The 23,704-nt window shown below is 54.4% G+C and carries 24 protein-coding genes, 2 tRNA genes and 1 pseudogene; 9 read left to right on the top strand and 18 right to left on the bottom strand.

Annotated elements, in window-relative coordinates; genetic code table 11:
- Window positions 1–93: 93 nt before the first annotated feature.
- Together NC979_RS09460 and NC979_RS09465 are read right to left on the bottom strand one after the other, a co-directional pair.
- Window positions 94–927: an inositol monophosphatase family protein gene (locus NC979_RS09460; protein ID WP_190514869.1), complete on the bottom strand. Its 834-nt coding sequence runs from the start codon at window positions 925–927 to the stop codon at window positions 94–96.
- A 43-nt stretch (window positions 928–970) separates the two neighbouring features.
- Window positions 971–1,435, bottom strand: a complete 465-nt coding sequence (locus NC979_RS09465) for a 2Fe-2S iron-sulfur cluster-binding protein (protein ID WP_431191047.1) — start codon at window positions 1,433–1,435, stop codon at window positions 971–973.
- 137 nt (window positions 1,436–1,572) lie between these two features.
- On the opposite strand from NC979_RS09465, the gene NC979_RS09470 reads away from it, so the two are divergent.
- A tRNA-Ser gene (locus NC979_RS09470) sits at window positions 1,573–1,659 on the top strand.
- 218 nt (window positions 1,660–1,877) lie between these two features.
- On the opposite strand, the gene NC979_RS09475 is transcribed toward NC979_RS09470, so the two are convergent.
- The gene (locus NC979_RS09475; RefSeq protein ID WP_242023799.1) at window positions 1,878–3,785 is read right to left on the bottom strand and encodes a DMT family transporter; all 1,908 of its coding nucleotides are present in this window, start codon (window positions 3,783–3,785) and stop codon (window positions 1,878–1,880) included.
- A 222-nt stretch (window positions 3,786–4,007) separates the two neighbouring features.
- On the opposite strand from NC979_RS09475, the gene NC979_RS09480 reads away from it, so the two are divergent.
- A complete protein-coding gene (locus tag NC979_RS09480; protein ID WP_190514870.1) occupies window positions 4,008–4,205 on the top strand; it encodes a hypothetical protein in 198 nt (65 codons plus the stop codon).
- Window positions 4,206–4,556: 351 nt separating this feature from the next.
- Here the strand turns inward: NC979_RS09480 and NC979_RS09485 are convergent, their stop codons facing one another.
- From NC979_RS09485 to NC979_RS09495, 3 genes are all read right to left on the bottom strand, one after another.
- The gene (locus tag NC979_RS09485) at window positions 4,557–4,919 is read right to left on the bottom strand and encodes a hypothetical protein (protein WP_190514871.1); all 363 of its coding nucleotides are present in this window, start codon (window positions 4,917–4,919) and stop codon (window positions 4,557–4,559) included.
- 117 nt (window positions 4,920–5,036) lie between these two features.
- Window positions 5,037–6,743 carry an ABC1 kinase family protein gene (locus NC979_RS09490; RefSeq protein WP_431191048.1) on the bottom strand — a complete coding sequence of 569 codons (1,707 nt, stop codon included), beginning with the start codon at window positions 6,741–6,743 and terminating at the stop codon, window positions 5,037–5,039.
- 237 nt (window positions 6,744–6,980) lie between these two features.
- A complete protein-coding gene (locus tag NC979_RS09495; protein WP_190514872.1) occupies window positions 6,981–8,138 on the bottom strand; it encodes an aminotransferase class I/II-fold pyridoxal phosphate-dependent enzyme in 1,158 nt (385 codons plus the stop codon).
- A gap of 126 nt (window positions 8,139–8,264) precedes the next feature.
- Here NC979_RS09495 and ribD point away from each other — a divergent pair, with 126 nt between their 5' ends.
- The gene (gene ribD / locus NC979_RS09500; RefSeq protein WP_431191049.1) at window positions 8,265–9,398 is read left to right on the top strand and encodes a bifunctional diaminohydroxyphosphoribosylaminopyrimidine deaminase/5-amino-6-(5-phosphoribosylamino)uracil reductase RibD; all 1,134 of its coding nucleotides are present in this window, start codon (window positions 8,265–8,267) and stop codon (window positions 9,396–9,398) included.
- A gap of 59 nt (window positions 9,399–9,457) precedes the next feature.
- Here the strand turns inward: ribD and NC979_RS09505 are convergent, their stop codons facing one another.
- The 5 genes from NC979_RS09505 to NC979_RS09525 all read right to left on the bottom strand — a co-directional run bounded on the left by NC979_RS09505 (window position 9,458) and on the right by NC979_RS09525 (window position 15,678).
- Entirely contained in the window at window positions 9,458–9,826 is a 369-nt protein-coding gene (locus tag NC979_RS09505) for a thioredoxin family protein (protein ID WP_190514873.1), read from the bottom strand.
- Window positions 9,827–10,109: 283 nt separating this feature from the next.
- A complete protein-coding gene (locus NC979_RS09510) occupies window positions 10,110–12,656 on the bottom strand; it encodes an EAL domain-containing protein (protein ID WP_190514874.1) in 2,547 nt (848 codons plus the stop codon).
- An 881-nt stretch (window positions 12,657–13,537) separates the two neighbouring features.
- Window positions 13,538–14,359 carry a TIGR00297 family protein gene (locus tag NC979_RS09515; protein ID WP_190514875.1) on the bottom strand — a complete coding sequence of 274 codons (822 nt, stop codon included), beginning with the start codon at window positions 14,357–14,359 and terminating at the stop codon, window positions 13,538–13,540.
- 26 nt (window positions 14,360–14,385) lie between these two features.
- Entirely contained in the window at window positions 14,386–14,811 is a 426-nt protein-coding gene (locus NC979_RS09520; RefSeq protein ID WP_190514876.1) for an ATP-binding protein, read from the bottom strand.
- Window positions 14,812–14,898: 87 nt separating this feature from the next.
- Window positions 14,899–15,678, bottom strand: coding sequence for a DUF1350 family protein (locus NC979_RS09525; protein ID WP_190514877.1), 780 nt, complete (start codon window positions 15,676–15,678; stop codon window positions 14,899–14,901).
- A 192-nt stretch (window positions 15,679–15,870) separates the two neighbouring features.
- On the opposite strand from NC979_RS09525, the gene NC979_RS09530 reads away from it, so the two are divergent.
- The 4 genes from NC979_RS09530 (at window position 15,871) to NC979_RS09545 (ending at window position 18,346) form a co-directional block, all read left to right on the top strand.
- The gene (locus tag NC979_RS09530) at window positions 15,871–16,731 is read left to right on the top strand and encodes an alpha/beta fold hydrolase (protein ID WP_190514878.1); all 861 of its coding nucleotides are present in this window, start codon (window positions 15,871–15,873) and stop codon (window positions 16,729–16,731) included.
- A gap of 161 nt (window positions 16,732–16,892) precedes the next feature.
- On the top strand, window positions 16,893–17,213 hold the full coding sequence (gene trxA / locus NC979_RS09535) for a thioredoxin (RefSeq protein ID WP_190514879.1): 321 nt from the start codon (window positions 16,893–16,895) through the stop codon (window positions 17,211–17,213).
- A gap of 3 nt (window positions 17,214–17,216) precedes the next feature.
- Window positions 17,217–17,720 carry a 2-amino-4-hydroxy-6-hydroxymethyldihydropteridine diphosphokinase gene (gene folK / locus NC979_RS09540; RefSeq protein ID WP_190514880.1) on the top strand — a complete coding sequence of 168 codons (504 nt, stop codon included), beginning with the start codon at window positions 17,217–17,219 and terminating at the stop codon, window positions 17,718–17,720.
- Between the two features lie 62 nt (window positions 17,721–17,782).
- Window positions 17,783–18,346 carry an NUDIX hydrolase gene (locus NC979_RS09545; protein ID WP_190514881.1) on the top strand — a complete coding sequence of 188 codons (564 nt, stop codon included), beginning with the start codon at window positions 17,783–17,785 and terminating at the stop codon, window positions 18,344–18,346.
- A gap of 18 nt (window positions 18,347–18,364) precedes the next feature.
- Here the strand turns inward: NC979_RS09545 and NC979_RS09550 are convergent, their stop codons facing one another.
- Complete coding sequence (locus NC979_RS09550) at window positions 18,365–19,024, bottom strand: NAD(P)H-dependent oxidoreductase (RefSeq protein WP_190514882.1); 660 nt, start codon at window positions 19,022–19,024, stop codon at window positions 18,365–18,367.
- A gap of 119 nt (window positions 19,025–19,143) precedes the next feature.
- Entirely contained in the window at window positions 19,144–19,878 is a 735-nt protein-coding gene (locus NC979_RS09555; RefSeq protein ID WP_190514883.1) for an HAD family hydrolase, read from the bottom strand.
- 337 nt (window positions 19,879–20,215) lie between these two features.
- Here NC979_RS09555 and NC979_RS09560 point away from each other — a divergent pair, with 337 nt between their 5' ends.
- A complete protein-coding gene (locus NC979_RS09560; RefSeq protein WP_190514884.1) occupies window positions 20,216–21,001 on the top strand; it encodes an RNA polymerase sigma factor SigF in 786 nt (261 codons plus the stop codon).
- Window positions 21,002–21,185: 184 nt separating this feature from the next.
- On the opposite strand, the gene NC979_RS09565 is transcribed toward NC979_RS09560, so the two are convergent.
- The 5 genes from NC979_RS09565 to NC979_RS09585 form a co-directional block, all read right to left on the bottom strand.
- Window positions 21,186–21,259, bottom strand: a tRNA-Pro gene (locus NC979_RS09565).
- An 88-nt stretch (window positions 21,260–21,347) separates the two neighbouring features.
- On the bottom strand, window positions 21,348–21,716 hold the full coding sequence (locus NC979_RS09570; RefSeq protein WP_190514885.1) for a DUF1818 family protein: 369 nt from the start codon (window positions 21,714–21,716) through the stop codon (window positions 21,348–21,350).
- 23 nt (window positions 21,717–21,739) lie between these two features.
- Entirely contained in the window at window positions 21,740–21,967 is a 228-nt protein-coding gene (locus NC979_RS09575; RefSeq protein ID WP_073610122.1) for a DNA-directed RNA polymerase subunit omega, read from the bottom strand.
- 111 nt (window positions 21,968–22,078) lie between these two features.
- Complete coding sequence (locus NC979_RS09580; protein WP_190514886.1) at window positions 22,079–22,768, bottom strand: ATP-binding cassette domain-containing protein; 690 nt, start codon at window positions 22,766–22,768, stop codon at window positions 22,079–22,081.
- A 28-nt stretch (window positions 22,769–22,796) separates the two neighbouring features.
- Window positions 22,797–23,072 carry a UPF0367 protein family gene (locus NC979_RS09585; RefSeq protein ID WP_190514887.1) on the bottom strand — a complete coding sequence of 92 codons (276 nt, stop codon included), beginning with the start codon at window positions 23,070–23,072 and terminating at the stop codon, window positions 22,797–22,799.
- Window positions 23,073–23,591: 519 nt separating this feature from the next.
- Between NC979_RS09585 and NC979_RS09590 the strand changes: the two are divergent.
- Window positions 23,592–23,704: pseudogene (locus NC979_RS09590) on the top strand (photosystem II D2 protein (photosystem q(a) protein)); the annotation flags it as partial.

Below are 23,704 nucleotides of genomic sequence, written 5' to 3' on the forward strand. Positions count from 1 at the left end.
CTTCACTCTACCCAGTCAACCTCAGTTTAACCATCCCCTGGTCTTTTTAGCGGTTTGAGGCTAACTGGGATCGAAGATTGGGGTACGCACTGGTTAGAGAAGGGAGGGGAGTACTAGCGGCTGAATCTTCCCAAGGGTCTGGCTCATGGCTGAATGAATTTGGCCGTTGGTGGCCAACAGGCGCCCTGTCCCCACGTCCAGCGGCGAGCCATCATAGGCGGTCACTTGGCCTCCCGCTTCTCGCACGATCGCAATTCCAGCGGCAATGTCCCAGGGCGATAGCCCTCGCTCCCAATAGCCATCCAGGCGGCCACAGGCGACATAGGCGAGGTCGATGGCGGCGGACCCCCCTCGGCGCACCCCCTGGGTGAGGTGGGTGAAGTGGCAAAATTCGGCGTAGTTATTGTCGGGGGTTTCGCGGCGATCGTAGGCAAATCCGGTTACCAGCAGGCTCTGAGCCAGCTGATCTGTGGTTGAAACCCGGATCGGGCTGCGGTTGAGGGTGGCCCCTAAACCTTTGGCCGCGCGAAAGAGATCGCGGTGGATCGGGTCATAAATCACCCCAAGCACCGGCTCTCCATCGGCCAGCAGCCCGATGGACACCGCACAGAAAGGATACTGGTGGGTGTAGTTGGTGGTGCCATCGAGGGGGTCTATGGCCCACAGCAGACCGGCCTCTCGGTCTCTAATTACCCCTGACTCTTCAGCTAGAATGCCGTGGTCAGTGGGGAGGTGTCGCTCTAGCACGGCCATCACGGCGACCTCTGCGCCGCGATCGGCTTCGGTGACCAAATCGCCAGACCGACCTTTCTCATCAATGGTGGTGAGGTTGCCCCAGTGGTGCTGAAGCACCGCTCCGGCGGCTAGGGCAGCCTCGGTGGCGCTGTCTAACCAGCGCTGTAAATCAGACTCGGCAGGAAGAGACATTAAATTAGCGTTGGGACGACTCAAAGTAACGGGGTGAGGCTGATTAGTCTTCGTCTAGGGGTAGCCCTCGGCGCACTTTGCCTTTGCCAAAGTAGCGGCCAAACTGTAGCTCATAAACCTCGTCTTCATCCTGGGTTTCGGCCTGGATGTTGCTGCGGGGATAGCTGACGCACAGTAGCGCGTAACCCTGCTCACGCAGATCGGGGGAGAGCCCCATGGCCTCGGGTTGATCGACTTCGCCTTCGAGCAGGCGCACCGCACAGGTGGTGCAGGCACCGTTGCGGCAGGCAAACGGCAGCTCGACTCCCTGGCTCTCGGCGGTTTGAAGAATGTAGCGGTCTTCGGGCACCTCTACGGTGTATATGCGCCCGGTCTGGCGGTGGTGGACGGTGACAGTGTGGGTGCGGGCCATGTGGTAGGTCAGTCTTGGCAGAGTAACGGCGGGTGCGGAATAGGTCGGTAAATTGAGGTCGAAGGGGCGATCGCGGGCCAGCGCCCCAACCGTCAATTACCCCTGCTATGGTCTCACGAAACAATTGCTCTATGGCAGGCGAGCCTAATTCTGCAATAGAAACTAGCGCGGCCCCTGTTCTCTAGCTCCATTGTTTGCTACGATAGCCTCTCAGCGGTGATGAGCCGCCCCCTGGAGAGATGGCCGAGCGGTTGAAGGCGCAGCACTGGAAATGCTGTTTAGGGGTGACCTTAACGAGGGTTCGAATCCCTCTCTCTCCGTTTTAATTGGTTTAGCTTTCCTACCTTGGTCAATCTGAGGTTTTGGCTAGCTTGTTTTGAAGGCCGTTTTAGGTTGGCGCGATCGAGCCACCAAAATTGGCGGCTTTGATCGGTAGGTTGAGAAGTTGGCGTGGTCAAGCCGCACAACCGCCAGTTTTTAGAACCGGCGGTTGTGCTCGCGCTGAATTCTGCCTGGTGTGCTTTGAGCTGCTGCTGAGCTAGGGCCATTGCCCTGTATTGGGGGGCACGGCACTGCGTCGTTTGGCCTGGCGTCGCTGGCTGGCCAGTCGTTCTAAACTTAAAGAAATCACCCCTAGGGTGACCAAAATTACGCCCATCCACTGGATAAACAGCAGCGCTGACTTTTCGCCAGGGGTAATTAAGTAGGCCAAAATAGCGGTCGCCACCGGCCCGCTGGCGGCCACAATCGAGGCTTGAGATGCCCCAAGCAACTTAACGCCGTAGTTGTTGAAGAGGTAGCCCAGCAGCGTTAGCAGCCCCAGCAGCCCAGCTCCGACATAGAGGCCCAGGGAACGAGTGGGCTCACCAGGGTCGAGGCCGAAGAAAGACCCCACGATCAAAATCACACTGGTGAGAATAAAGATAGTTGAAAACTGAAGCAGACTTGCTGAGACTGGGTGCAGCCGTTTAAAGCAGAGCTGCATGGCTATCAAAAATAGCGAAAAGGCAACGCTAGCCAGCAGTGCAGCCCCTACCCCCCACAGCGATACGCCGTTGCCGCTGAGGTCGGTGTAGATCCGGGGCAGGGCGGTGAATACAATTCCCATGGTGATGGCAAACATCACCACCAGGCGCAGGGGTGTAGGGCGATCGCCGAACAAGAACCAAGCCAGCGGCACCGTGATCAGTGGATACATAAACAGCAGCGTCACCGCTACGCCGGGGCCGACATCGGCGATCGCTTTGTAGATCAGCACCTGCGACAAAAATAAGAAGAAGCCACTGGCGATTACTTGTACTAGGGGACGCCTTTGATCGCGGTGGAAGATTTGGCGTATATCGTTGCCGACGTTGGGATAGAGGCGAGGGGCTACCAGCGCCAGCAGAGGTACGACTACCACCATGCGCAACCACAGCAGCAGCAGCGAGTTAGGAATCGTTAAGGACAAAACCTCCGCCATGGGAATGCGCCCCAACAGCTGTCCGCCGTAGCCGATTACACCCACAATGACGTTATGTAATGACAGGGCCAACGTCGAGAGCACCACCATCAGCAGCCCTAGTTGGAGATCGGTGGGGGAGGAGCGGCGCCTGTTCTCCGAAGGCGCAGTTTCTGCGGGGTTGGGCTGCGATCGCAGCAGAGCTGCTGAGGGGTGCTGCGCGATGGCTTGCGATGGTGGGGCGTAGCCAGAGGGAGTAGATTCTGACCCTGGGTAGCTTGGGTCGGACTGGAGCCCTCGGTAGGAATTGGGGGGTAGTGCCGGTTCTGTTAAGCTGCCAGGCTTGAGGGGCAGAGTGCTATATCCGTTTCGGCTGGGGGCGGTGGTTCCTGGAGGAGGCACCATTTGGCTTTGCAGCTGCTGGCTCAGCCGAGCGACCAGGGCTTCTAAGATGGCTTCCCCCTGCTGTTCAACACTCTGCATGCGGCTGAGTTGTTGAGAGATGTTGCTCTGATAGCTAGTCAGATCTTGTTGTAGAGAAGCTAGGGTGCTTTGGAGCGTTGCGTCGAGGGCGGCCAGGCGCTGGCTAGCATTAGCCAGCGGAGGAATTGCGGCCTCATAGGGGGTGGCCTGAAGGGCATTGGGGTGAGTGTTGGTCAGGGCGGTTTCGAGCCGTCCTTGCAGGTGCGTGGCCAGGGCGATCGCCAGGCGTTTGGCCCAAGCCTGCTGCTGGGCGATTTGCTGCTGGCTCAACCCCTCGGCGTAGGTAGTTTGCAACTGCCGATGCTGTGCCTGAAGGGTTTCAAAATCTCCCTCCAGAGCCTCAATGTCGGCCATCAGCCGCTGCTTTTTGGCCTGGAGATGGGCGATGTCCTCTGATAGATAGCTTGAGACCTGGTGGTGCAGGGTCTCGAGGTCGTGGCCCAAGATCCGCAAAATAGCCTCAGCCGACTGAGGCTCAGGCTGCGAAGTGGCGAGATTGGGTAGATGGTCAGAGGGCCCCATGGGTATGTCTCTCAGGGTGCGGTCATTAACTGCGGTCGGCAGGCAACTTTACAGGCTGCCTCGGCACGAATGCTAGTATTGTGCTCAAAAAATCCAAAAAGATCTCTAGTAGCGCCAGATTTAGAATGACCCGGCCTTGCCCAACACTACAATCTCTCGGTGATTTCTTAACGGCTAGGCTATCTAAACGTATTGCCTACCGTGTCTTGTTAGTTGTCATGATTGAGACGTAATTCTGGTTCTGGCTATTCTCAGGGACGATATGCTGAACGGCTACCGCTAAAACAGCCAAACCACCCGGTGATTCTCAGTGAGGCGCTCTGCGATCTGGATGGCACCCAAGCGGGCGGCTTCGGTGAAATGCCTCAGCTTACCCTAACCGCGATCGGACAGCCCTCCTGCCCGATCGCGCTAGTTTGAGATGCGGCTGGGGCTGTTGATTTTGGCTGACGAACGCTACAAGCCGGCCTAGCTGAAAGATCAAGCGATCGCAGAGCTTCCAAGGCAGTCCAAGTCCGCCTGGCCGCCATGGTTATCTATGAGGTGCGCGACTCCCTCAATCCGGTTCTTTTGGGGTTCAAATTCCTTGGGTAGCTGTTGCGGCGAGTGACTTAAGATTGACAATTGCCAAACGCATTGTAGAAGCCAACCAGGAACAGCTCACCATCACCGCTGCTACTGGCACTAAGGTGATGGTTACCCTACCCCAAATGAAGACAGGCTTAGCAACTTAGTGCACTGCGATCGCGTTTATAGCTAGGGCTAAACCCCCTAAAACATGTCCAGATCCAGGGCCTTAGAGCCGCCTTCTTCAATCAGCACCAAAATTTTGCCTAGCTGTGACCAGATCAGCAGACCACTGAGCAGGGTCATCGGTACCCCCATGGCGTAGGCGGCCTTAGCCGAAAAGCCAAACAGCTCGATGCCCGAAGCCAAAAAAACGCAGACCCCGGCACAGATGCCAAAAAAAGGAATCTGCAGCTGAGGGCCGCGCATGGTAGCCAGAATGCGCGTGGAGCGTTTGCTGTTCCATTCGTTAACCGACTGCTGCAAAGCGGTGCTAAAGGCATAGCCCGAAGTCACAGCGGCCAAAAAACCAGCAAAAAACAAAACGTAGGGCGGTTGTGGATACACGGGTTTAGAAAAACGAAACAATAGTTTACTTTTCCAAATTATAGGGGAGAGCTGCCCCTAACCCTTACTCCCTACCCATTTAACCCTAGACATGGCCTAGCTGAACTTGCCTCAGGGTTAAGGTCGCAGCACCTGGCGCAGATCGCCAACGACCGGTACCAACTGCTCTGCCCGCTCCAGGGAATAGCTGGTTAATGCTCCCCAAGCCACCCCCAGCACACGGTCAAGGGTGATATCGTCCTTCACCAACGACCACAGCCGCTGCACCTCCTGGGTATGCAGCCGGTCGTCCTCCGTCAGGGCCAGCACAATCATCTGGCGCAGGTGCATCCCTTCCTCAGACATCAGGTAGCGAATGCCCATCCCCGCTGTGGGCAGCAGATCGAAGCCAGTGTCTCCTTGGGCGATCGCCAGCATGTTTTCCAGCCGCTGCCACTGGAGCTGGCCGTCCTGAAACAACACCTCCAGCAGACGCTGACGCAGGGCCGGGGTTTCACCCACCAGCAGGCGACGGGCCACATAGGGATAGGCCACATTGATAATTTTGAAGTTGGGGTTGAGGCTTAAAGCCAAACCCTCCTGGGTGACCAGCGAGCGAATGATTAGGGCAAACTTGGCGGGTACCCGGAAGGGGTATTCGTACATCAGCTCTGAAAACTGATCGGTGACAGTCTTGAAGTTGAAATCGCTCACCTTAGAGCCCAGGGCGCTACCCAATACCCGTTGGAGGGCAGGAATAATCGGGCCCAGGTCAGTTTCAGGTGTGAGGAAACCCAGCTTAACGAAGTCTCGTCCCAGGCTGTCGAAGTCCTGGTTGATCAGGTGTACGACCGCATCTACCAGGGTCTCTTTCGTGACCTGGTCAAGCTGATCCATCATGCCAAAGTCGATGTAGGCCATGCGCCCGTCGGCTAAAGCAAACAGGTTGCCAGGATGAGGGTCAGCATGGAAAAACCCAAACTCCAGCAGCTGGCGCAGCCCTGCTGTCACCCCAATCTCGATCAGGCGATCGGGGTCAAGGTTGTCCTCCTTGAGCGAGACCGTGTCGGTGAGCTTGCAGCCGTCGATCCACTCGAGGGTGAGTACCCGCTGACTACAGTAGGGCCAGTAGATAACGGGCACCTTCACCGTGGGGTCATCTTTGAAGTTGGCAGCAAATCGCTCGGCGTTGCGACCTTCGTTGAGGTAGTCAATTTCCTCAAACAGCTTGGTACCAAACTCATCCACAATCAGGGTCAGATCGTGCCCTAGGTTGAGGGGCAAAAAGTTGCCCAACCAGCGCGCGGCCCAGCGCATCAAATACAGGTCGCGGCATAGAACCGGCCGTAGGTAGGGCCGTTGCACCTTGACAGCGACTTCCTCTCCGGTAAACAGCCGCCCCTGATATACCTGCCCCAGGCTAGCTGCGGCCACCGGTAGAGCCGATAGATCACTAAAAATTTCTTCAGGGCTGTAGTTGAGTTCTGCCTCGACAATCGCCATCGCCTTGGCGGTGGGAAAAGGCGGCAGCTGGTCTTGCAGCTTGGTGAGCTCGTCGAGAAAGTCTTGTCGCACCAGGTCGGGCCGGGTAGAAAGCGCCTGACCGACCTTAATAAACGTTGGCCCCAGGTTGGTCAGTACCTGACGCAGCTGAATTGCTCGGCGGGGGCGATTTTGCTCTTCCCGGCCGAACCACTGATCCATCTGCAGGCCCAGCACGAAGGTGCCTAACCACCACGAAATCTGTAAAATTCTCCAGGTCAGGGTGCCCACCCGCCAGCGAAAGTAGCGGGCGATCGCCGCTGCATCGTAGGTGCCCATCAAAGCCGGATCTGTCGTTGCCACTGTGCCACCTGCCCCTTACATTACTGTGCGGTGCTGCCCTAGCGGGTGGGGCTATCGCTGGTTTAGGAATGCCATCAACGAGCAAATAGCACGTTGAGGCAAGCGGCGATCGAGAACCCCTAAGCTGGGTTAATCTACCTTAAATATAGTATATAAAACTACAAACAAATCCGACTAAGCCCAGTGAGAGATTCAAGGGCTCGTCGGGATTCTGGCCAGTAGATTGTGGCAGCGAGGTTAGCAATACTGGGCGGCCTTAAGTCCTACCTCAGCCAACACAGATTTCAACGTTTGCACCACCTGATCCTGAGCTGCCTCCCCCAGTTCGGGGAACATGGGCAATGACAACACCTGCTGGGCCGCGGTTTCTGCCTGGGGAAGATCGCCTGGCTGATACCCCAGGCTATGGTAAACGGGCTGTAGGTGCAGAGGCAGTGGGTAGTACACCATGCAGATCACTCCGGCCTCTCGCATCAGCTGCTGTACCTGGTTGCGCTCTTGGCCCTCAGCAGTGGCCTGGGTTAGACGCAGGGTGTACTGATTCCACACCGAGCGGCCAAAGGTCACAGACTCAGGCCGCACGACTTCGGTGACCGGAGCTAGCAGGTGGTGGTAGCGATCGGCTACCTGCGATCGCTGCTGATTCCAGCGATCGAGGTGGCGTAGTTTAATGGCCAAAATCGCGGCCTGCACCGAGTCGAGACGACTGTTAACCCCAATGGCCTCGTGGTGATACTTCACCCGACTGCCGTGTTCACTCAGCATCCGGGCGGTGGCTGCTAGATTGTCGTCGTTGGTCGTAAGGGCCCCGCCGTCGCCACAGCCCCCCAAGTTTTTTGTGGGAAAAAAGCTAAAGCAGCCCACATGCCCAATCCGACCGACCTGCTGCCCCATCCACTCCGCGCCAGTGGCTTGGGCACAGTCTTCGATCACCGTCAGGTCGTAGCGGGCAGCTAAATCCATGATTGGCCCCATATCTACGGGGCGACCAAACAGGTGCACGGGCATGATAGCTCGGGTGCGATCGCTAACAGCGGCCTCAATTTTGGCCACATTTATATTGAAGGTGTCGAGGTCAATATCGACGAACACCGGCGTTGCCCCCACGGCACTAATCGCTTCCGCCGTGGCAATAAACGTAAAGGGCGAAGTAATTACCTCATCGCCAGGGCCAATGTTCAAAGCCCGCAAAGCCAGATACAAAGCGTCCGTGCCAGAGTTGCACCCAATACAGTGCTTCGTGCCTACATAGTCTCCAAAGGCTTGGGTAAAGGTTTCGACGACAGGTCCATTGATGTATTGTCCAGAGGCTAGCACCTCGGCCACGGCAGCATTCACATCAGATTGAATTGCTCGAAACTGCTCCGTAAGATCAACAGGAGGAATTACACTCACTCGCTCACACTCACCTAGTGGATAGGCTTAGTTTACCCTAACCCCACGGCCGTGTTAGGTGCTGCCTAAAGGGCGATCGCTGCCCCTGCCCAATCTACCCATGGCCCTGTGGTCTAGGAGTTTCCCGTGCTCGATTTATCTCTTACTTCTACTGGCTCGTCTATCCCCAGAGACGAGCACACTCGTTGGATGCAGCGCTGCCTAGAACTGGCTCGGCTCGCGGCCGGTCAAACAGCTCCTAATCCAATGGTGGGGTGTGTGGTATTGCAGCAGGGTTTAGTGGTTGGAGAAGGTTTTCATCCACAAGCTGGGCAACCCCACGCTGAGGTGTTTGCCCTAGCTCAGGCCGGAGCCCGTGCCCAAGACGCCACCCTCTATGTCAACCTAGAACCCTGTAATCACACTGGGCGCACTCCCCCCTGTACAGAAGCGGTGATCCGAGCGGGTGTGCGTCGGGTATGCGTCGGGATGGTCGATCCCGATCCCAGGGTGTCGGGCTCAGGCATTCAGCGGCTTCGCCAGGCCGGTCTTGAGGTCATCGTTGGAGTTGAAGAAGAAGCCTGCCGACAACTCAATGAGGCCTTCGTGCAGCGAATAACTCGCCAGCGCCCCCTAGGCCTGCTGAAGTATGCCATGACCTTAGACGGCAAGATTGCCGCCGTCAGCGGCCACAGTGCTTGGGTAACAGGGCCCACAGCTCGCGCTGCCGTACACCAGCTGCGCGCCACCTGCGATGCGGTAGTTGTTGGCGGCAACACCGTTCGTCACGACAACCCTCGCTTAACTAGCCATGGTCATAGCCCCCATAACCCTCTGCGTGTCGTCATGAGCCGGCGCCTCGAACTTCCCCCTGAGGCCAACCTGTGGCGTACGGAAGACGCACCAACTACAGTTTTTACTGGACCTGATGCCGACCCAGCACATCGACAGGCTTTAGCCACCAGGGGAGTAGATGTCGTCACGCTACCGGCACTCGCCCCTCGGTTAGTCACGGAGCACCTTTACCAGCGCGGCTGCGCCACAGTGCTGTGGGAATGCGGCGGCTTTCTGGCAGCCCAGGCTATCCGAGATGGCGTCATCGATAAGCTTTGGGCCTTTGTGGCTCCTAAGCTGATAGGCGGTGTAGCTGCCCCAAGCCCTATTGGTGACTTGGGCCTTCAGAACATGGGTCAGGCCCTGGCCTTGAAGCGCACTAGTTGGCGTCTCCTAGGAGATGATCTGCTGTTAGAGGGCTATTTGGACCTGCCTGCTGACAGTTAGCCCGACAACATCAAAGCAGACTGCTACAGCTGGATGGAGCACTGTTCTGTCATTGAGGGCTAGGGATAGATACGTACCAGTCGGGGAATATCGTAGGTCAACTCTCGTTTGCGCATAAAGGCGTCAAGTACCAGCCGTAGATCATCCTTGCCGCGAAATGACTCTACTCGTTGACGCACCTCGCCCTGCTCAAATATCAGCAGCGTCGGCAGGTTTGAGAGCCGGTAAGCGTTGGCTAGACGCAAGTTTTCATCGGCATTAACATCGACTAGCTTAATATGGCCCTCCCACTCAGCCTGAAAGCTTTGCAACACTGGGATAATGAGCTTGCAGAGCCCACACCAAGGAGCCCAAAAATGAACCAGTACGGGGAGTTCTGACTCAAGCACAGCTGTTCTAAACGTGGCTTCGCCAACAGACATCGGCATCTATAAATCAATGAAGGAATTTAACTAACTCTCCAGGCCGATTCCTGAGCGGAACCGCTGAACAAATATGATTTTGTTGAAGTTGAAGGAAAATATGCGGTTGCTATCGGGATCATTGTAGACCAGTTGAGAATGGAAGTTAATAGGTCAGAATAAGGATTCTGCCAAAGCCCCAACACAGGGCTTTGGCAATAGAAGCGGCCGCTGGTTTACGTCATGGAGCAGTTGTAAGTAGCTGCTCTATCTAAGATCTGGGAGGTAGTATGACCCCCAAGCCAAAGATTTAGCACCCAAGGGGCTGGTGCTGCCGGAGTAAGTTCAAAGCCTCATCGGCCGGTAAAGGCTTGGCAAAAAAATAGCCCTGACCATAGTCGCATCCCTCCTGCTGTAGCATGGCGACCTGGGTGGCGGTTTCTACTCCCTCAGCCACCACCTCCATGCCAAGTTTTTGCCCGAGGGTCAAGATAGTGTTGATAATGGCTCGATCTTCGTTGCTTTTCTCTAAGCGCCCTACGAAGGACTTATCCACCTTCAGAGTATCCATAGGAAATCGGTGCAGATAGCTGAGGGACGAATAGCCGGTCCCAAAGTCATCAATAGCCAGCTTTAGGTCTAAAGACTTGAGCTTGAGCATCAGGTCGATGGCGGCATCCACATCGCCCATCACCATGCTCTCGGTAATTTCAAGTCGAATGCAGTGGCCGTCAACCTGGGTTTCTTTTAAGGCGGCTTCGATTTGACTGACCAGATCAGTTTGACCAAACTGACGATTAGAGAGATTGATGCTCATAGTCAGGTGGCGATATTGGGGCAGTAAGGTGTGCCACTGGTGCAGTTGCTGACAGGCCTCGCGAAAAATCCACTGCCCTAAGGCCATGATTAGTCCGGTTTCCTCTGCTGCCGGAATGAATGCACTGGGCAGAACAAAGCCTCGATCTTTCTGGTGCCATCGCACTAAAGCTTCAAACCCAGCCAGTGCTCCCGTTTTGAGATTGATGATTGGCTGGTAGTAGAGCAAAAACTCGTGGTTGTCAAGAGCGCTAATTAAGTCGCTTTCGAGCTGAAGGCGGTTGACTGCTTCGGTTAGCATACCAGCCGCGAATACCTCAAATCGCGACTTGCCCAAGGCCTTGGCTCGGTACATGGCGGTATGGGCGTCGCGCAGCAGATCGGCCGGTTTGTGCTCTAACCCCGGCTGGCTGATAGCTACCCCAATGCTGAGGGTGCTGGGCAATTTTTGGCCATGCAGGGTTAGAGGTTCTGAAAGGACGTACTGAAGCTGATCCATCAGTTCTCCGGCAGCGGTGCTAGAGAGCTGGGTGAGTAGGAGGGCGAACTCATCGCCTCCGACCCGGGCTATTTGAGCCTCCGGAGGTGTGTGCTGCACCAGTCGCCCAGCCATCATTTGCAGCACCTCGTCACCCACCTGGTGCCCCAGACTTTCGTTGATTACTTTGAAGCGATCGATACCCATAAACGCCACTATCACAGGCTGATCGGGATTTTGTCGGTGGTAGAGAGCCTGCTGAATAGTATTGATAAAGGCTTCGCGGTTGGGCAGGCCGGTGAGGGAGTCATGGGTGGTGCGGTAGAGCAGCTTGTAAGCTAAAACCACTGCTGCTGCAATTACCATTCCTAATGCCGGCTCGGCTAAGGGGAGCCACACTAATCCATTAACCCCTAGCCAGCCAACTACTCCTAGGCCCCCCAGGAGTAGTCCGGAGGTCAGCAGCAACTCGCTAGGGCCCTTAACGACCCAAACTAGGGTGCCGGCGGCTAAACACCAGCTCCAAAGCCAAAGTCCTTCGGCCCAGGGCGGCAGGAATCGGTAGCTGGCGGGCTGTCCGGTAAGAATATCAAGCAGCTGGCGCACCATCTGCCCGTGGATGACTACCCCAGGCATGGTCGGTTCGCCGTCTTGATTGAAGCTGAAGGGTGTGTAGAAGCGGTCTTTGAGGCTGGCGGCGGTGGTGCCAATGAGGACGATATTGTCGTCAATCCAGGCTGGATCAAACTGTTTGCTGAGTACTTGGCTAATGGAGATGTGGCGAGCTGGCATCTGGTCAGCGTGATAGCGCAGCAAAATTTGGTAGCCTCTGCTGTCTACGTTTTGGTAGCCACCATCTCGGGCAGAGAGCACTAGAATAGCCCGATCGCCCAGGTAGAGGTGATTTGCCTCAGCAGTTAAAGCCTCGGATGCATAGCCCTTGTAGGCCATAACCACCCGCAGGGCGAAGGAATAGTAGCCACCGTCAGGACTGCGCACGAAAACCAAGTTGCGGCGGATAATGCCGTCAGAATCGATGGGAAAATCGTTGAAGCCGACCCGCTCTGGCTCAATGGTGGGCGGGGGAGGCACTTCGCCCTGGCCCTGGGTACTGCCCACATTCATGATGGCCATCAGGTTGGGGGCGGCTAAGGCTTCGATCAGGTCAGCCGACCCAGACGGACTCAGCGTGCTGCGGTAGAGGTCTAGCCCTATCACCCTTGGGGTATGAACTTGCAGAGTTTTAATGACATCGGCTAATAGCTCGTCACTGAGGGGCCAGCCGTACTGGCGAATATCTGCCTCGGTAATGCCCACAATTGTCATGCGAGGGTCGAGGTCTTGGCTAGGGCGCGTTCGCACCAGATGGTCGAAGAGAAAGAGCTCAGCCGGTTCTAAAACGGTCAATACTTTGGCGCTGGTCACTAGGGCGCTGGCCATTAAACTGGCCAACAGTACAATCTTGCCTCCGGTGGTCAGTGGGGTCGCTCCCCACCAGTGGAGCACTTGGGGAACCACCCGGCGCCGCAGTCGGTGGTTTATTCTGTTGAGCGTCGCTTTCACAATCGCTGGGCCTTTGAAGACAGAAACTAAATGACGAAGAATCTCTCAGCTAGCACACCCAGTGCCCTAACCGGAAAGCCAATCGAGGTGAAGGACATTTGTTAAGCATGCCCAGATTGAGTTGTGTAGCTCTCGTCGGGTAGTTGCTCGCGATCGCCCCTGTAGCCTAACAGCTAAGGCTGATAGTGATGCTGGCTTTGGCTTTTGTAATACAAGTCAAAGGCGGCAGTCCCTATATTTGGGACTGCCGCCTTTGATTGATATTTGATTTCAATATCTCTATTGCTAATCTGCTTCCGCCGTCGCGATAGATGGCACGGGGCGATTGTTCTTCACTAGTAGTCGCTAGGTTGAAGCGGAGTCACCCAGTGGGTGCCGCCACCCTGGCGTCGGCCTGGAAATTCGTCTCGGCTTTTGGCGCTAGCAGCTGACCCTGTGTCAAGGGCCTGAAAAATGATCAAAATAGCTAGCGATATCGCTCCAATAGCAAGAACCGAGGGGTGAGAACGAACCGTGTGCTCTAGTGAAGTTTGCATAACAGTTATCGTTGTGTCCTCAGGCATGTAAATAACCTGAGGGTTAGACGCTCCCTAAACAACATGAATGACCCAGGCCCGCTTTACAACATAGCAAAGCCTAAATCTATTAAGGCTGAAGCTAGCAATGACCATCGACAGAGGACCCACGGAACTTAGGATTACGAAAATTCACGGAACTTTTCCAAACTCAAGACAAAAGTTTGTGAGGATTGTATAAAAATTCCTAAAACTTTCCGGATTTTGGTAAGCGCTAGAGAGAGGAGTAGCGTCATGGCTTGATGTTCCTGATGCAGGTTTGAACCAGTCATCTGTAAACCTACGGAATTCTAGCCGCGATCTCCATCACTGGTTTATCTGTGTTCCTGCTAAGCCCAGCAAGAGTCCAATCAGGGCACCAAGAGTCGTGTTCATACCGTTGACGACTTCATTGGTTAACCAAGGTATGCGGGTTTGTAGTGTGGCTCCAATGAGGCTTTCTACAGTGGTTGCTACAAAGGCCGCCACCAGACAAATGATGATGCCCCAGAGGCTAAGGAACCCCACGGCCCAGCCCACCAGCGCCATCACCACCGACCCAGCTACTCCAGCCAGGGTGCCCTCTAGGCTAACGGCCCCTTCGGTCCCAGCTGGTACTGGCTTGAGCGAGGTAATCAGAAAGGTATGGCGACCGTAGGCTTTGCCCACCTCACTGGCGGTGGTGTCGGAGAGTTTGGTGCTGAGGCTGCTGACGTAGGCCAGCGCTAGCAACGGTAACCAGAGGGCTTGGCTGGCGAAGCTAGCGGTGGCGCTGAGAATTGCGATCGCCCCGGCACAGACCGCCGCCGCTAGGGCAGAGCCCCATACATTCTCTGGCCCTCTCACCCCCGATCGCCCCTCAGCAATACCCGCCGCCTCCTTGCGGCTTTTACCTAGGCGGGTAACCGCTGTCCCGGCCAGAAAGTAAGCCATCATCACGATGTAGCCTCGCCAGCCTAGACAGCCCCAAATGATCACCCCTAGCATCCAGGCGTGGCCGTAGCCCGCGGGGGTCAGCAGCTTTTTGGGTAACTGCCAGGCGATCGCCAGCAGCAGGGTATTTACCAGCCCGCCTATAAGCCAGTCGGTTAGCTGACCGGAGCCTTGAACAGATGGGATTAGCGCTAGGAAAACTTCAGATAGAGCCATAGTGTCACTCTAGAGGCATTGTTATCCTATAGGGCAAAGGTCTTGTGCAGATGTAGACAGTTCCCCTGGTCGGGGGCAGGTTCATAGGTGAGGCGATCGGCGACGAGGTACATGATCTTCAGTCCCCGTCCTCCCTCTGAGTCAGGAGTGTTGACGCTAATTTTGTGCCTCAGCATTGAGGCTAAATCGAATCCGGGGCCGCGATCCCAAATGCGAATATCGATGGTGCGATCGCTCACCGACACTTCAATGCAAACGGGGGTTTCTAGGGGCAGCCCGGCGTGGGCATGGCGCACCGCGTTGGTAAATCCCTCAATTAGAGCGAGCTGACACTGAAGCCAAATGTTGTGGGGGATAGGCGTTGCTTGAAACTGGTCAAACCACGCCAGTACCGACTTTAGCGCCGTTGGATCGGTTTGGGTTTCAATTTGGCTAGTGTGCTGGTAAGTCAAAGCAGGCAACGGCTAGATAGCTCACCTTTGCATCATAGGCCTAACCCCACCTTGGCAAAAGCCTTAAGGGCAAGAGTTTTACATCGCCTATTGACCCATTACACTTGAAAGATTGAGCCAGGTCAGCAAATGGTGGCGTAGGTGAGTCAGGTCTCGATAAAACTCCTGGCGCATAAATTGCCCCAAAGCATCGAGGGGGCTGAAGGCTTCTCCTGGCTGCCAGCTTAGCTCTTGGGCAATGGGGGTAGTGTGAGAACCCTGCAAAATTTGAACGGTAGTGGACTGAGGAAACCGTCGCACCAGCACCTCCGACAGGGGACGAGTTTGGTCGATAGTATCGCTGCGGAATTTAATGAGCAGATTGTGGGACACAGGATAGCGATCGCGCACCAAAGCCAGAGTAGCCTCAGGGTCGGGGGTAAATTCCATATTGAAGGCAGGGTTAAACTGCACCACCTGCTCTAAAAAGGGAATCGCTCGCCGGGCTGGGTAGTTGTTGAAACTCATGTAGATATTGCCAGCGCGCTCTACCTTCCACAGGCTATTGATCAGCAAATGGACTTTGCAGCCCATGCTGTGCCCTAGGCCGTAAATGGGCATCCGGTAGTCAGCTAGCCCTCGCTTGTCGAGATACCGCAGCGCTTGACCGAAGGTGACCAGCACTTCCTGGGCAATAGCTGCATGGTCGAAGGTGTTGATAAAGGGCGTTGCTACCACCAAATAACCCTGCCGAGCCAGATTCTCTAGCAGCCATTGGTAGGTGACACTGGGGGCAGCTGCCACAAATGCTCCCCCCAAAAAATGCACGATCGCCGTGGGGTTAGGCGGCACTAAAATCCAGTTGCCGGAGACCTCTTGCCAGTTCATTTTGCTTTGTAGTGGTAGCCTTTGCCCAAGATTACAGTGGAGGGGGATCCCTCTCTATTTATTACTGTAGCCAGTTTGGGGCAGTGGCGGTATCACCGCTGCTGAGTTGGGGAGATTGGCCTGGCTAAGTTGCCGCTGTTGATTCCAATTCCGTGGGGCGGTAAGCTCGGTGGGCTGGGTTAAGGAAAGGCTATGAGTCAAGATGCTGCGATCGTAGAGCGCACGATATCGGTCAACGGGCTAACCTGGTTCTACCGTGACCTTCAGCCCCTAGGCGATTCCTCCCGGCTGCCAGTACTGCTGCTCCACGGTCTGGTATCGCAAAGCTACAGCTGGCGGCAGGTCATGCCTACTCTAGCCCAACGGGGATTTCGAGCGATCGCCCCCGATTGGCTTGGCCATGGCTTCTCCGATAAACCCGATCGCCGCGACTTTGACTACACCCCCGCTGCCTTGGCCTCCGCCTTGGGTGGTTTTATCGACGCCTTAGAGCTACCCCAGGTGCATCTAGTGGCCCAGGGATTCCTCGGTTCCGTCGGTATTCAGTACGCCCTCCAGCACCCCGAGCGAGTCGATCGCCTGGTCATGATCAATGCTCCCATTGGCCCTGGTGCCAAATTGCCCTGGAAGATTCGCCAGATGGGCCTACCCCTGGCTGGCGATATGATTACCCAAGATCCGCTCTTGGTCGATCGCACCTTAGAAGGCGGTGGCCCCTACCAAATCGATGACGCTGATTTAGACGTATACCGCCGTCCGTTTCTAAAAAGCTCCGACGTGGGGCGGGCGTTGATGACCACTGTGCGCCGCATGGATATTGAAGCCAGCAGTCAGGCGATCGCCGCAGCCTTGCCCCACTGGGATCACCCCACCCTAGTGCTCTGGGGTCAAAAGGATCCTTGGCTGCCGGTTAGTCTAGCTGAGGCTGCCGTTCAAACCCTACCCAACGGTGAACTACAAACCCTAGAAGAAGTTGGTCACTATGCCCAAGAGGACTGGGCCGAGAAAGTCGCCGCCGCCCTCGATATCTTCCTGCGTCAGATGGCCGTGTAGCTAATTTCCGACGAGTCGAGTTAATGCCATCTTTCTTTGCCCATGGCTCAGCCCAATGGATAGTGAGTTAGAACAATAAAATGATTCCTAAATCGATAGCTTATGCTGAATAAATGGGCAATGCTGTTGCTTAGGTAATACGGTTACCAAAGGAGTACGCAATGGCGGTTAAACAGCAGTTTCAGAGTTTTGAAGACTTACTGGCTGGAGCTTCAGGCCCCGTGCTGGTCGATTTTTACGCTACCTGGTGTGGCCCTTGTCAAATGATGGCAGGCATTCTAACCACCGTCAGCAGCCAGCTCAAAGGACAGCTCAAAATTGTCAAAATCGACACCGATAAGTATCCGCAAATTGCCTCTCAACATCGAATTGCAGCCCTGCCTACGCTAGTGTTATTCAAAGCCGGGCAGCCCGTAGAGCGCATCGAAGGCGTGCTGCCAGCTGACCAGCTGGTGGCCCGGCTTCAGCCCCATCTGGGCTAGGGCATGACGGTTGTACCCTGTGCGATCGCCCTGGGCAGCAACTTGGGCGACTCTCGAAAAACTTTGCAGCAAGCCCTCACGGCTCTGCATCAAAATCGCTACATCGATGTCATAGCGCAGTCGAGCCTTTATAAAACTGTCGCCATTGGCCCCCCCCAGCCCGATATTCTAAATGCCTGTGCTCTACTCGAGACCTCCCTCTCAGCCCAAGACCTACTCGCTCAGCTACTAGCCATAGAACAGCACTTCGGTCGAGTGCGTCGTGAGCGGTGGGGCCCACGCACCCTTGACCTCGATTTGCTGTTCTATGGCCAATCGATCATCACTGAACCAGCCCTACAAGTTCCCCACCCCCGCCTGCGGGAGCGCGCCTTCGTGCTTATCCCTCTAGCCGAGATTGCTCCGCACTGGCGCGATCCTGTCAGTGGTCAATCGATACGCTCCCTACGTCAGGCTGTTGACCCTACTGGAGTTCAGCCACTTGGCCCAATCGGCGCCCTCACTTAATCTACGCGCTCTCAGCCCGCTACAATAGGTTGACCGCCTGCGCCCTTTCTTCGCCGTTACCTATGCCTTTGGGTCAAGAGCCTCCTCAACTGCTCAAGCAGCGCTTGTTTTATGAGGGTCGCAAGTTCAACTTTGAGGTCAATCGCCTGCGCCTGCCAAACCGAGCAGAAGGCGACTGGGAATGCATTCGCCATCCTGGCGGGGCCTTAGCTGTACCCGTAACCGCCAGTGGTGAGTTAATTATGGTGCGTCAGTATCGCTTCGCGGTGCTTGGGCGACTGCTAGAGTTTCCAGCCGGCACAATCGAGGCTGATGAATCCCCTGCCGAAACCATTCGTCGAGAGATCCAAGAAGAAATCGGCCACAGCGCTCAAACTTGGCTACCCATTGGCAACTTTCCTTTGGCTCCTGGCTACTCAGATGAAATTATTTATGCATTTCTAGCAACTGACCTAGATGCTATCGAGTTGCCTCCCGACGCCGATGACGATGAAGACATCGAAGTCGTGCGGCTTACCCCCGCCCAGCTTGAGAAAGCGATTTTGGCTGGGGAAGCGGTAGACGCTAAATCTATTGCTAGCTTCTACCTGGCAAAACCCTATTTAGAGAAGCTAGCAGCTCTATAAGTCAGTCAAAAAACTAGGCTAATCGTAGTATCCCAGTACGGTTTCCGGAGCATAACGCACCTTAGGTAAGGTGGCATATTTGTCATCGTCGGCACGATAGCCTGCTGCACATAGCACCACCGCCGAATAGCCCTGCTCGGGTAGTTGCAGCAGCTCGTTGAACTTATGTTGGTCAAAGCCCTCCATTGGGCAAGTATCAACCCCGAGGAGGGCCGCAGAGTACATCAAAAACCCTAAAGCAATATAAACCTGCCGAGTTGCCCAATTGTCCATGGTGATGGGGTAAGGAGGCTCCGCCAAAAAACCCTTGATCATGTTGCCATAGCCATCAAGCGTTTCGGCAGGCATCTGGCGCACCGTTGCCATGCGCTCTACGAACTGGTCAACCTCCGTATTACCCACGTCTTTCTTAATAGCCAGCACCACTAGGTGAGAGGCATCGGTAACTTGAGCTTGACCCCAGGCATGTTCTTTCAGCTGCTGACGCAAGGCCGGGTTCCTCACCACGAAAAACTTCCAGGGTTGCAGCCCAAAGGAAGACGGAGATAGCACCAGACTCTGCTCCAGGGCTGCCCATGTGTCATCAGAAATTTTGCGGCCTGAGTCAAACTGCTTGGTAGCATAGCGCCAGTTCAACTGCTGAATAACCTGGTCAGGAGTAGTAAGTGAATGTGTCATGGCGGTTGTGGAAGTGCAGTAACAGCAGACTCAAGACAAGAACGATAGGATTTGCGGACAACGTTCTTGTATGGCATCCTAAGTCACGGAGCTACCCACTGCGTTAACACCGACCACATTTACGCTGAAACCTGTTCGGTTCTATCAGGCCCAGATCCGTAGTAGGGTTTCAGCCAGTCTAGGCTCAGTTCGTAGAGATGATCGATCGCCCATGTAGCGCGACGGTGAATCATCTGGTACGGGTAGACATGGGCCACGCCTAGTACGGGTACTCCTGCCCGTTTAGCGGCTTCAATACCAGCGAAGGAATCTTCTATGGCTAGGCAATCTGTCGGCTGTAGAGCTAAATCGGCAAACTGCTGATTGAGGCGTTCAATGGCGAGTAAATATCCATCTGGGGAAGGCTTACTAATTCCGATAGTTAGATCATCCGACGAAACAATCAGCTCCACATACTTTCCCCAAGCTGTCTGCGTCAGGACGGCTTCAATTTCTTCGCGCCTTGCTCCAGATACAATAGCTAGCTTGAGCTGGGCTGCCCTAATTTGGTAAATCAAATCATCGAGGCCTGGATATAGCGGCAGTTGATCTAAGGCGGTCAGTACTTCTCGGTAGCGAGCAGCTTTACGGTCAAGCAATTTTTCTAAGTACCCCTCGGATATCACTCGTCCTTGACGAGTAAGTAGCTCACTGAGACAAGCGGCATCAGAGCGGCCTAGGCAATATTCCGCCAGATCCTGGGGGTTGGGTCGAAGATTCTCTTCTAGGAGCAACTCCTCAATCAACCGCCCATGGATGGCCTCATCGTTAATCACGACACCGTTGAAGTCGAGTAAAACTGCCTTAAGAGCCATTAATCTAATCGGAGGGATGTTAAGAGATGTAATGTCTTGGACGCAGCCTCTAGCTTAGCCCGGTTTTGGCCGCTAAAAAAAGGCTCTTCCGGCCTTTTAGATCAACGAGTTCGCGGTATTGCCAATCAGTTCAGTTCAGTATGACAGTCAAACATCATCTCTAGATTAAAGGCGTTTAGCTGCACTTCGAACTACGGATTCTTGCCCCGTAAAATTACGGAGATTAGCGTTGACCTTCCGCCGGAGTACCGTGGATCAACGATGGTGAATATCGGTGTCAATCCCGAGAATAAGGACAGTTCTCAGCGAACCCGCTCTCGTAAGGACACCCGCAGATATGGCTACTCAAACTTCGACAATTCGCTCCCGTGGCATGGAACTGCTCATGCAGTACAAGCAGTCTCCCTCTGTACAACTGCGTAACCGGTTGGTGCAACTCAATGCTGGACTAGTGCGCAAAATTGCCCACCGCGTCAGCCACCAGTGTTCTGAGCCCTATGAAGATCTTGAGCAGATTGGCTACATCGGTTTGATTCGTGCCATTGAGCGGTTTAACCCTGGTCAAGGCTGTGCCTTTAGCTCCTTCGCCGTACCCTATATTCGCGGTGAGATGCTGCACTTCCTGCGCGATCGCGGCACTACAGTTAAGATTCCCCGCCGCTGGCAAGATCTACAAAAAGAGTCTCAAAAATTGCAGATGGAGCTGATGCGCTCTTTAGGCCGCAACCCCAGCGATAGCGAAATGGCTGAGGCACTGGGTGTACCGGTTAAAGAGTGGCGCGAAGTCAAAATGGCTCACAAAAATCGCCTTCCCCTCAGCCTTGATGCAACTGTGTGCCAGCAGGTTGACTCTAATATCACCTTAGGTGAGACCCTACCTGACAGTCACTATCAACTCATGCAAGCTTTGGAAGAAGATCGTCAACAAATCCAGCGGGCGTTGAACCAGCTTGAGGCTAAAACCCGCACTGCCATTGAGTTTGTCTTCTTCAAAGGTCTGTCCCGCAAAGAGGTAGCTGAGAAAATCGGCGTCAGCCCTATGACCGTTACCCGACGCATTCAACGGGGTGTAGATGAAATGATTGCTTATCTGCAACCTCAAGAGCTTCGCACGGATCCCTAGTCTAAGCACGGATTCCTTGTCTAAAGTTGTTACGAGAGCGATCGCCGTAGGTAGTCTGTCCAAGACTATCTACGGCTTTCCCGTTTTAGGGTGTACCGCTTAGGTCTTCCGTAAAGATAGGCAGACCAAAACTGGAAATCCTAGACAGCAAAAAGCCTTGCCAACTGGCAAGGCTTTTTGTATATCGGAGCGGCGGGATTTGAACCCACGACCCCCACTACCCCAAAGTGGTGCGCTACCAAGCTGCGCTACGCCCCGGTCTTTTGATCGTGCTTAACTAGAATAACACAGGGAGGTACATAGCCAGATGAAATCCGAGAAAGTTGCAATCTGTTCTAGAAAACCCTCAAAACACTGTGAAATGGAAGATGGCCTGCAACATTTGCTGGGTCGCCTCCACGTCCCACTCACCTTCGCATTGACGACCTGACTTAAGAATAAACCGTATGCCATAGGCTTCTGGAAAGCCTTCTGCTTCTATCCACAGGTGGTCGGCTTCTGCTTCACAGGTAACGCGTTCATCGTCCATAAGTTCGCTGGCAATCGCTTGCATAGTTTCACTTATTTCCATTGCTAACCGTCGAAAGGCACGAAACTCAGTCTTGGTTAACTCTATAGCCCAATTAGAGCCAGCCAATAGCCCACAGTATTTAGGAGCGGTGGCGTCCCAGCCGAGCCGCCACCCATTGCCTTCCTTCGTAAACCGCTCACCCATGAACGCGGCCGGTCTTGCTGTTACTACTCGCCAATAATCTCAGGCTGGGTCAACTCATCGGACATCTCGATGATGGCTCGCAGCACGGGCTTCATCTTTGGGTCTTCGTAGTTTTCAAAGTCTTCGAATCGTCTCCGCTGGGCTCGATTAGCTACTTGTACCGTAATGCGGTAGCGGTTTGAAGCGGCCCGAATCAGGTCTTCGGTGCGTCGCATAACCTGCGTACTGTCGAAAGGGGAGCGCTTAGCCATAACAACCTGAATAAATGAGTCAAGCCCTCATTCTACCAAGAATCTTTGGTATCACCGCCTCTGACTAAACTTGGCTGCCTAGAGATAGATCCAGACAGCCATCGAAGACATTTAGGCTTGGCTTTGTAACCGCTGCTTAAGGCGAGCCGGCTCGCCTTCATCCAGTACCCGCCCTGCTTCCAGCAGAAAGGCGCGATCGCAGTAGTCAAGTTCCACCAGTCTGTGGGTTACCCATAAAGCTGTTAGCCCCCGCTCTTTAACCAGATTTCTTACCCGTTTCACCAAATCGATTTGGCTATCGGGATCGAGTAGGGCAGTAGGCTCATCTAGTAGTAGCACCTGGCAGTGTCGGGCAATGGCCCCAGCAATTGCCACCCGCTGCTTTTGCCCGCCGCTGAGGGCATAGATGGGTCGACGCTTGAGCTCCAACAGATTGATAGCGGACAATGCATCGTCAACCCGATTGCGAATCTCTGCTAAGGGAAGGTGCTCATCCACTAGGCCAAACGCTACGTCGGCGCCCACAGTAGGCATTACCAACTGATGATCGGGGTTCTGAAAAACGAACCCCAAGGGCTTTTCAACCGACCACTCTCCCGCTTGAGGTTTCAGCAGCCCTCCCAGGATCTTTAGCAAGGTTGACTTGCCACTACCGTTGTTGCCTAGCAGCATGCAGAACTCACCAGGCTGCACCGCGAGCGAACAATTTTGCAGAACTGACAGCCCCGATGGCCATTGAAACTGCAACTGATTGACCCAAATGGCACTAGGCTCTTGAGCTGAAGCAATGTTACTAGGCACTGATCTTGACTCCTTAAGCAGCGATCGCTTACTGATCGCTACTTAAGGAGAAGAACCCCGGTGGGCGACCTGATGCTGTAGCCGTACCGCTTTTCTCAAAAATTTGAACGGCTGCAATCTCGCTACCCAAGACGCTGATGCGTTTGTGAGGCTGTTGGTCGCAGGTGATTTCGATTAGATGGCCATTGCTGTTGCGTAGGCTCTCTGTAATTGAGCCAAAAAGAGCCTGTGCCTCACTTGGTTCCTTCTTTTGCACGGAAAGGGGCATTGGCGTGTGTTTCAGCGTTAACTCGATCGTGAACATGGTTGACTACTACTCAGTAAACAGAATATTTAGAGACGCAGGTGGCTTGATCTAAGCTTGCCTATCTATATATAGAGTGTAAAGGTTCCTACTCGACAACTACAGCTCTGACAGAGTAAAGAGCTATCTGTGTGGGTGATAGCTAGTAGCTTGCTGTCTAGCATTGGACAGCTACAGCCCTAATCAGAGTGAGGAAATGCCGCTTGTCCCTTTTAACACTTGGGCCAAGCTACAGCACTTTAAAGGAATAAGTTTGAACTAGAACAATCTAAATTCATTCCTCAAAAGGTAAGCAAAAATACTTATCAAAACTGTTGAAATTTAAAGATAATCTAGGTTCCCCAATGGGCCCTCCTAAAAATACCCCTTATAATGATACGTACGGTAAAGAATAGTAAACACTACTCATAATCTATGAATAGTTGGTTGACTGGGTCAGTCGACTGTTTATGGGCTAGAAGTAGCGGCATCATCTTCCGTGTATATACCTTGTTGTTAGATAGTTACGGAGATTAGCGTATGACCATAGCAATGGGACGCGCGCAAGCCGAGCGAGGATGGTTCGACGTCCTTGACGACTGGCTAAAGCGCGATCGCTTTGTGTTTATTGGGTGGTCGGGCCTTTTGCTGTT

It is taken from the genome of Leptolyngbya subtilissima AS-A7 (genome assembly GCF_039962255.1).
Lineage (GTDB): Bacteria > Cyanobacteriota > Cyanobacteriia > Phormidesmidales > Phormidesmidaceae > Nodosilinea.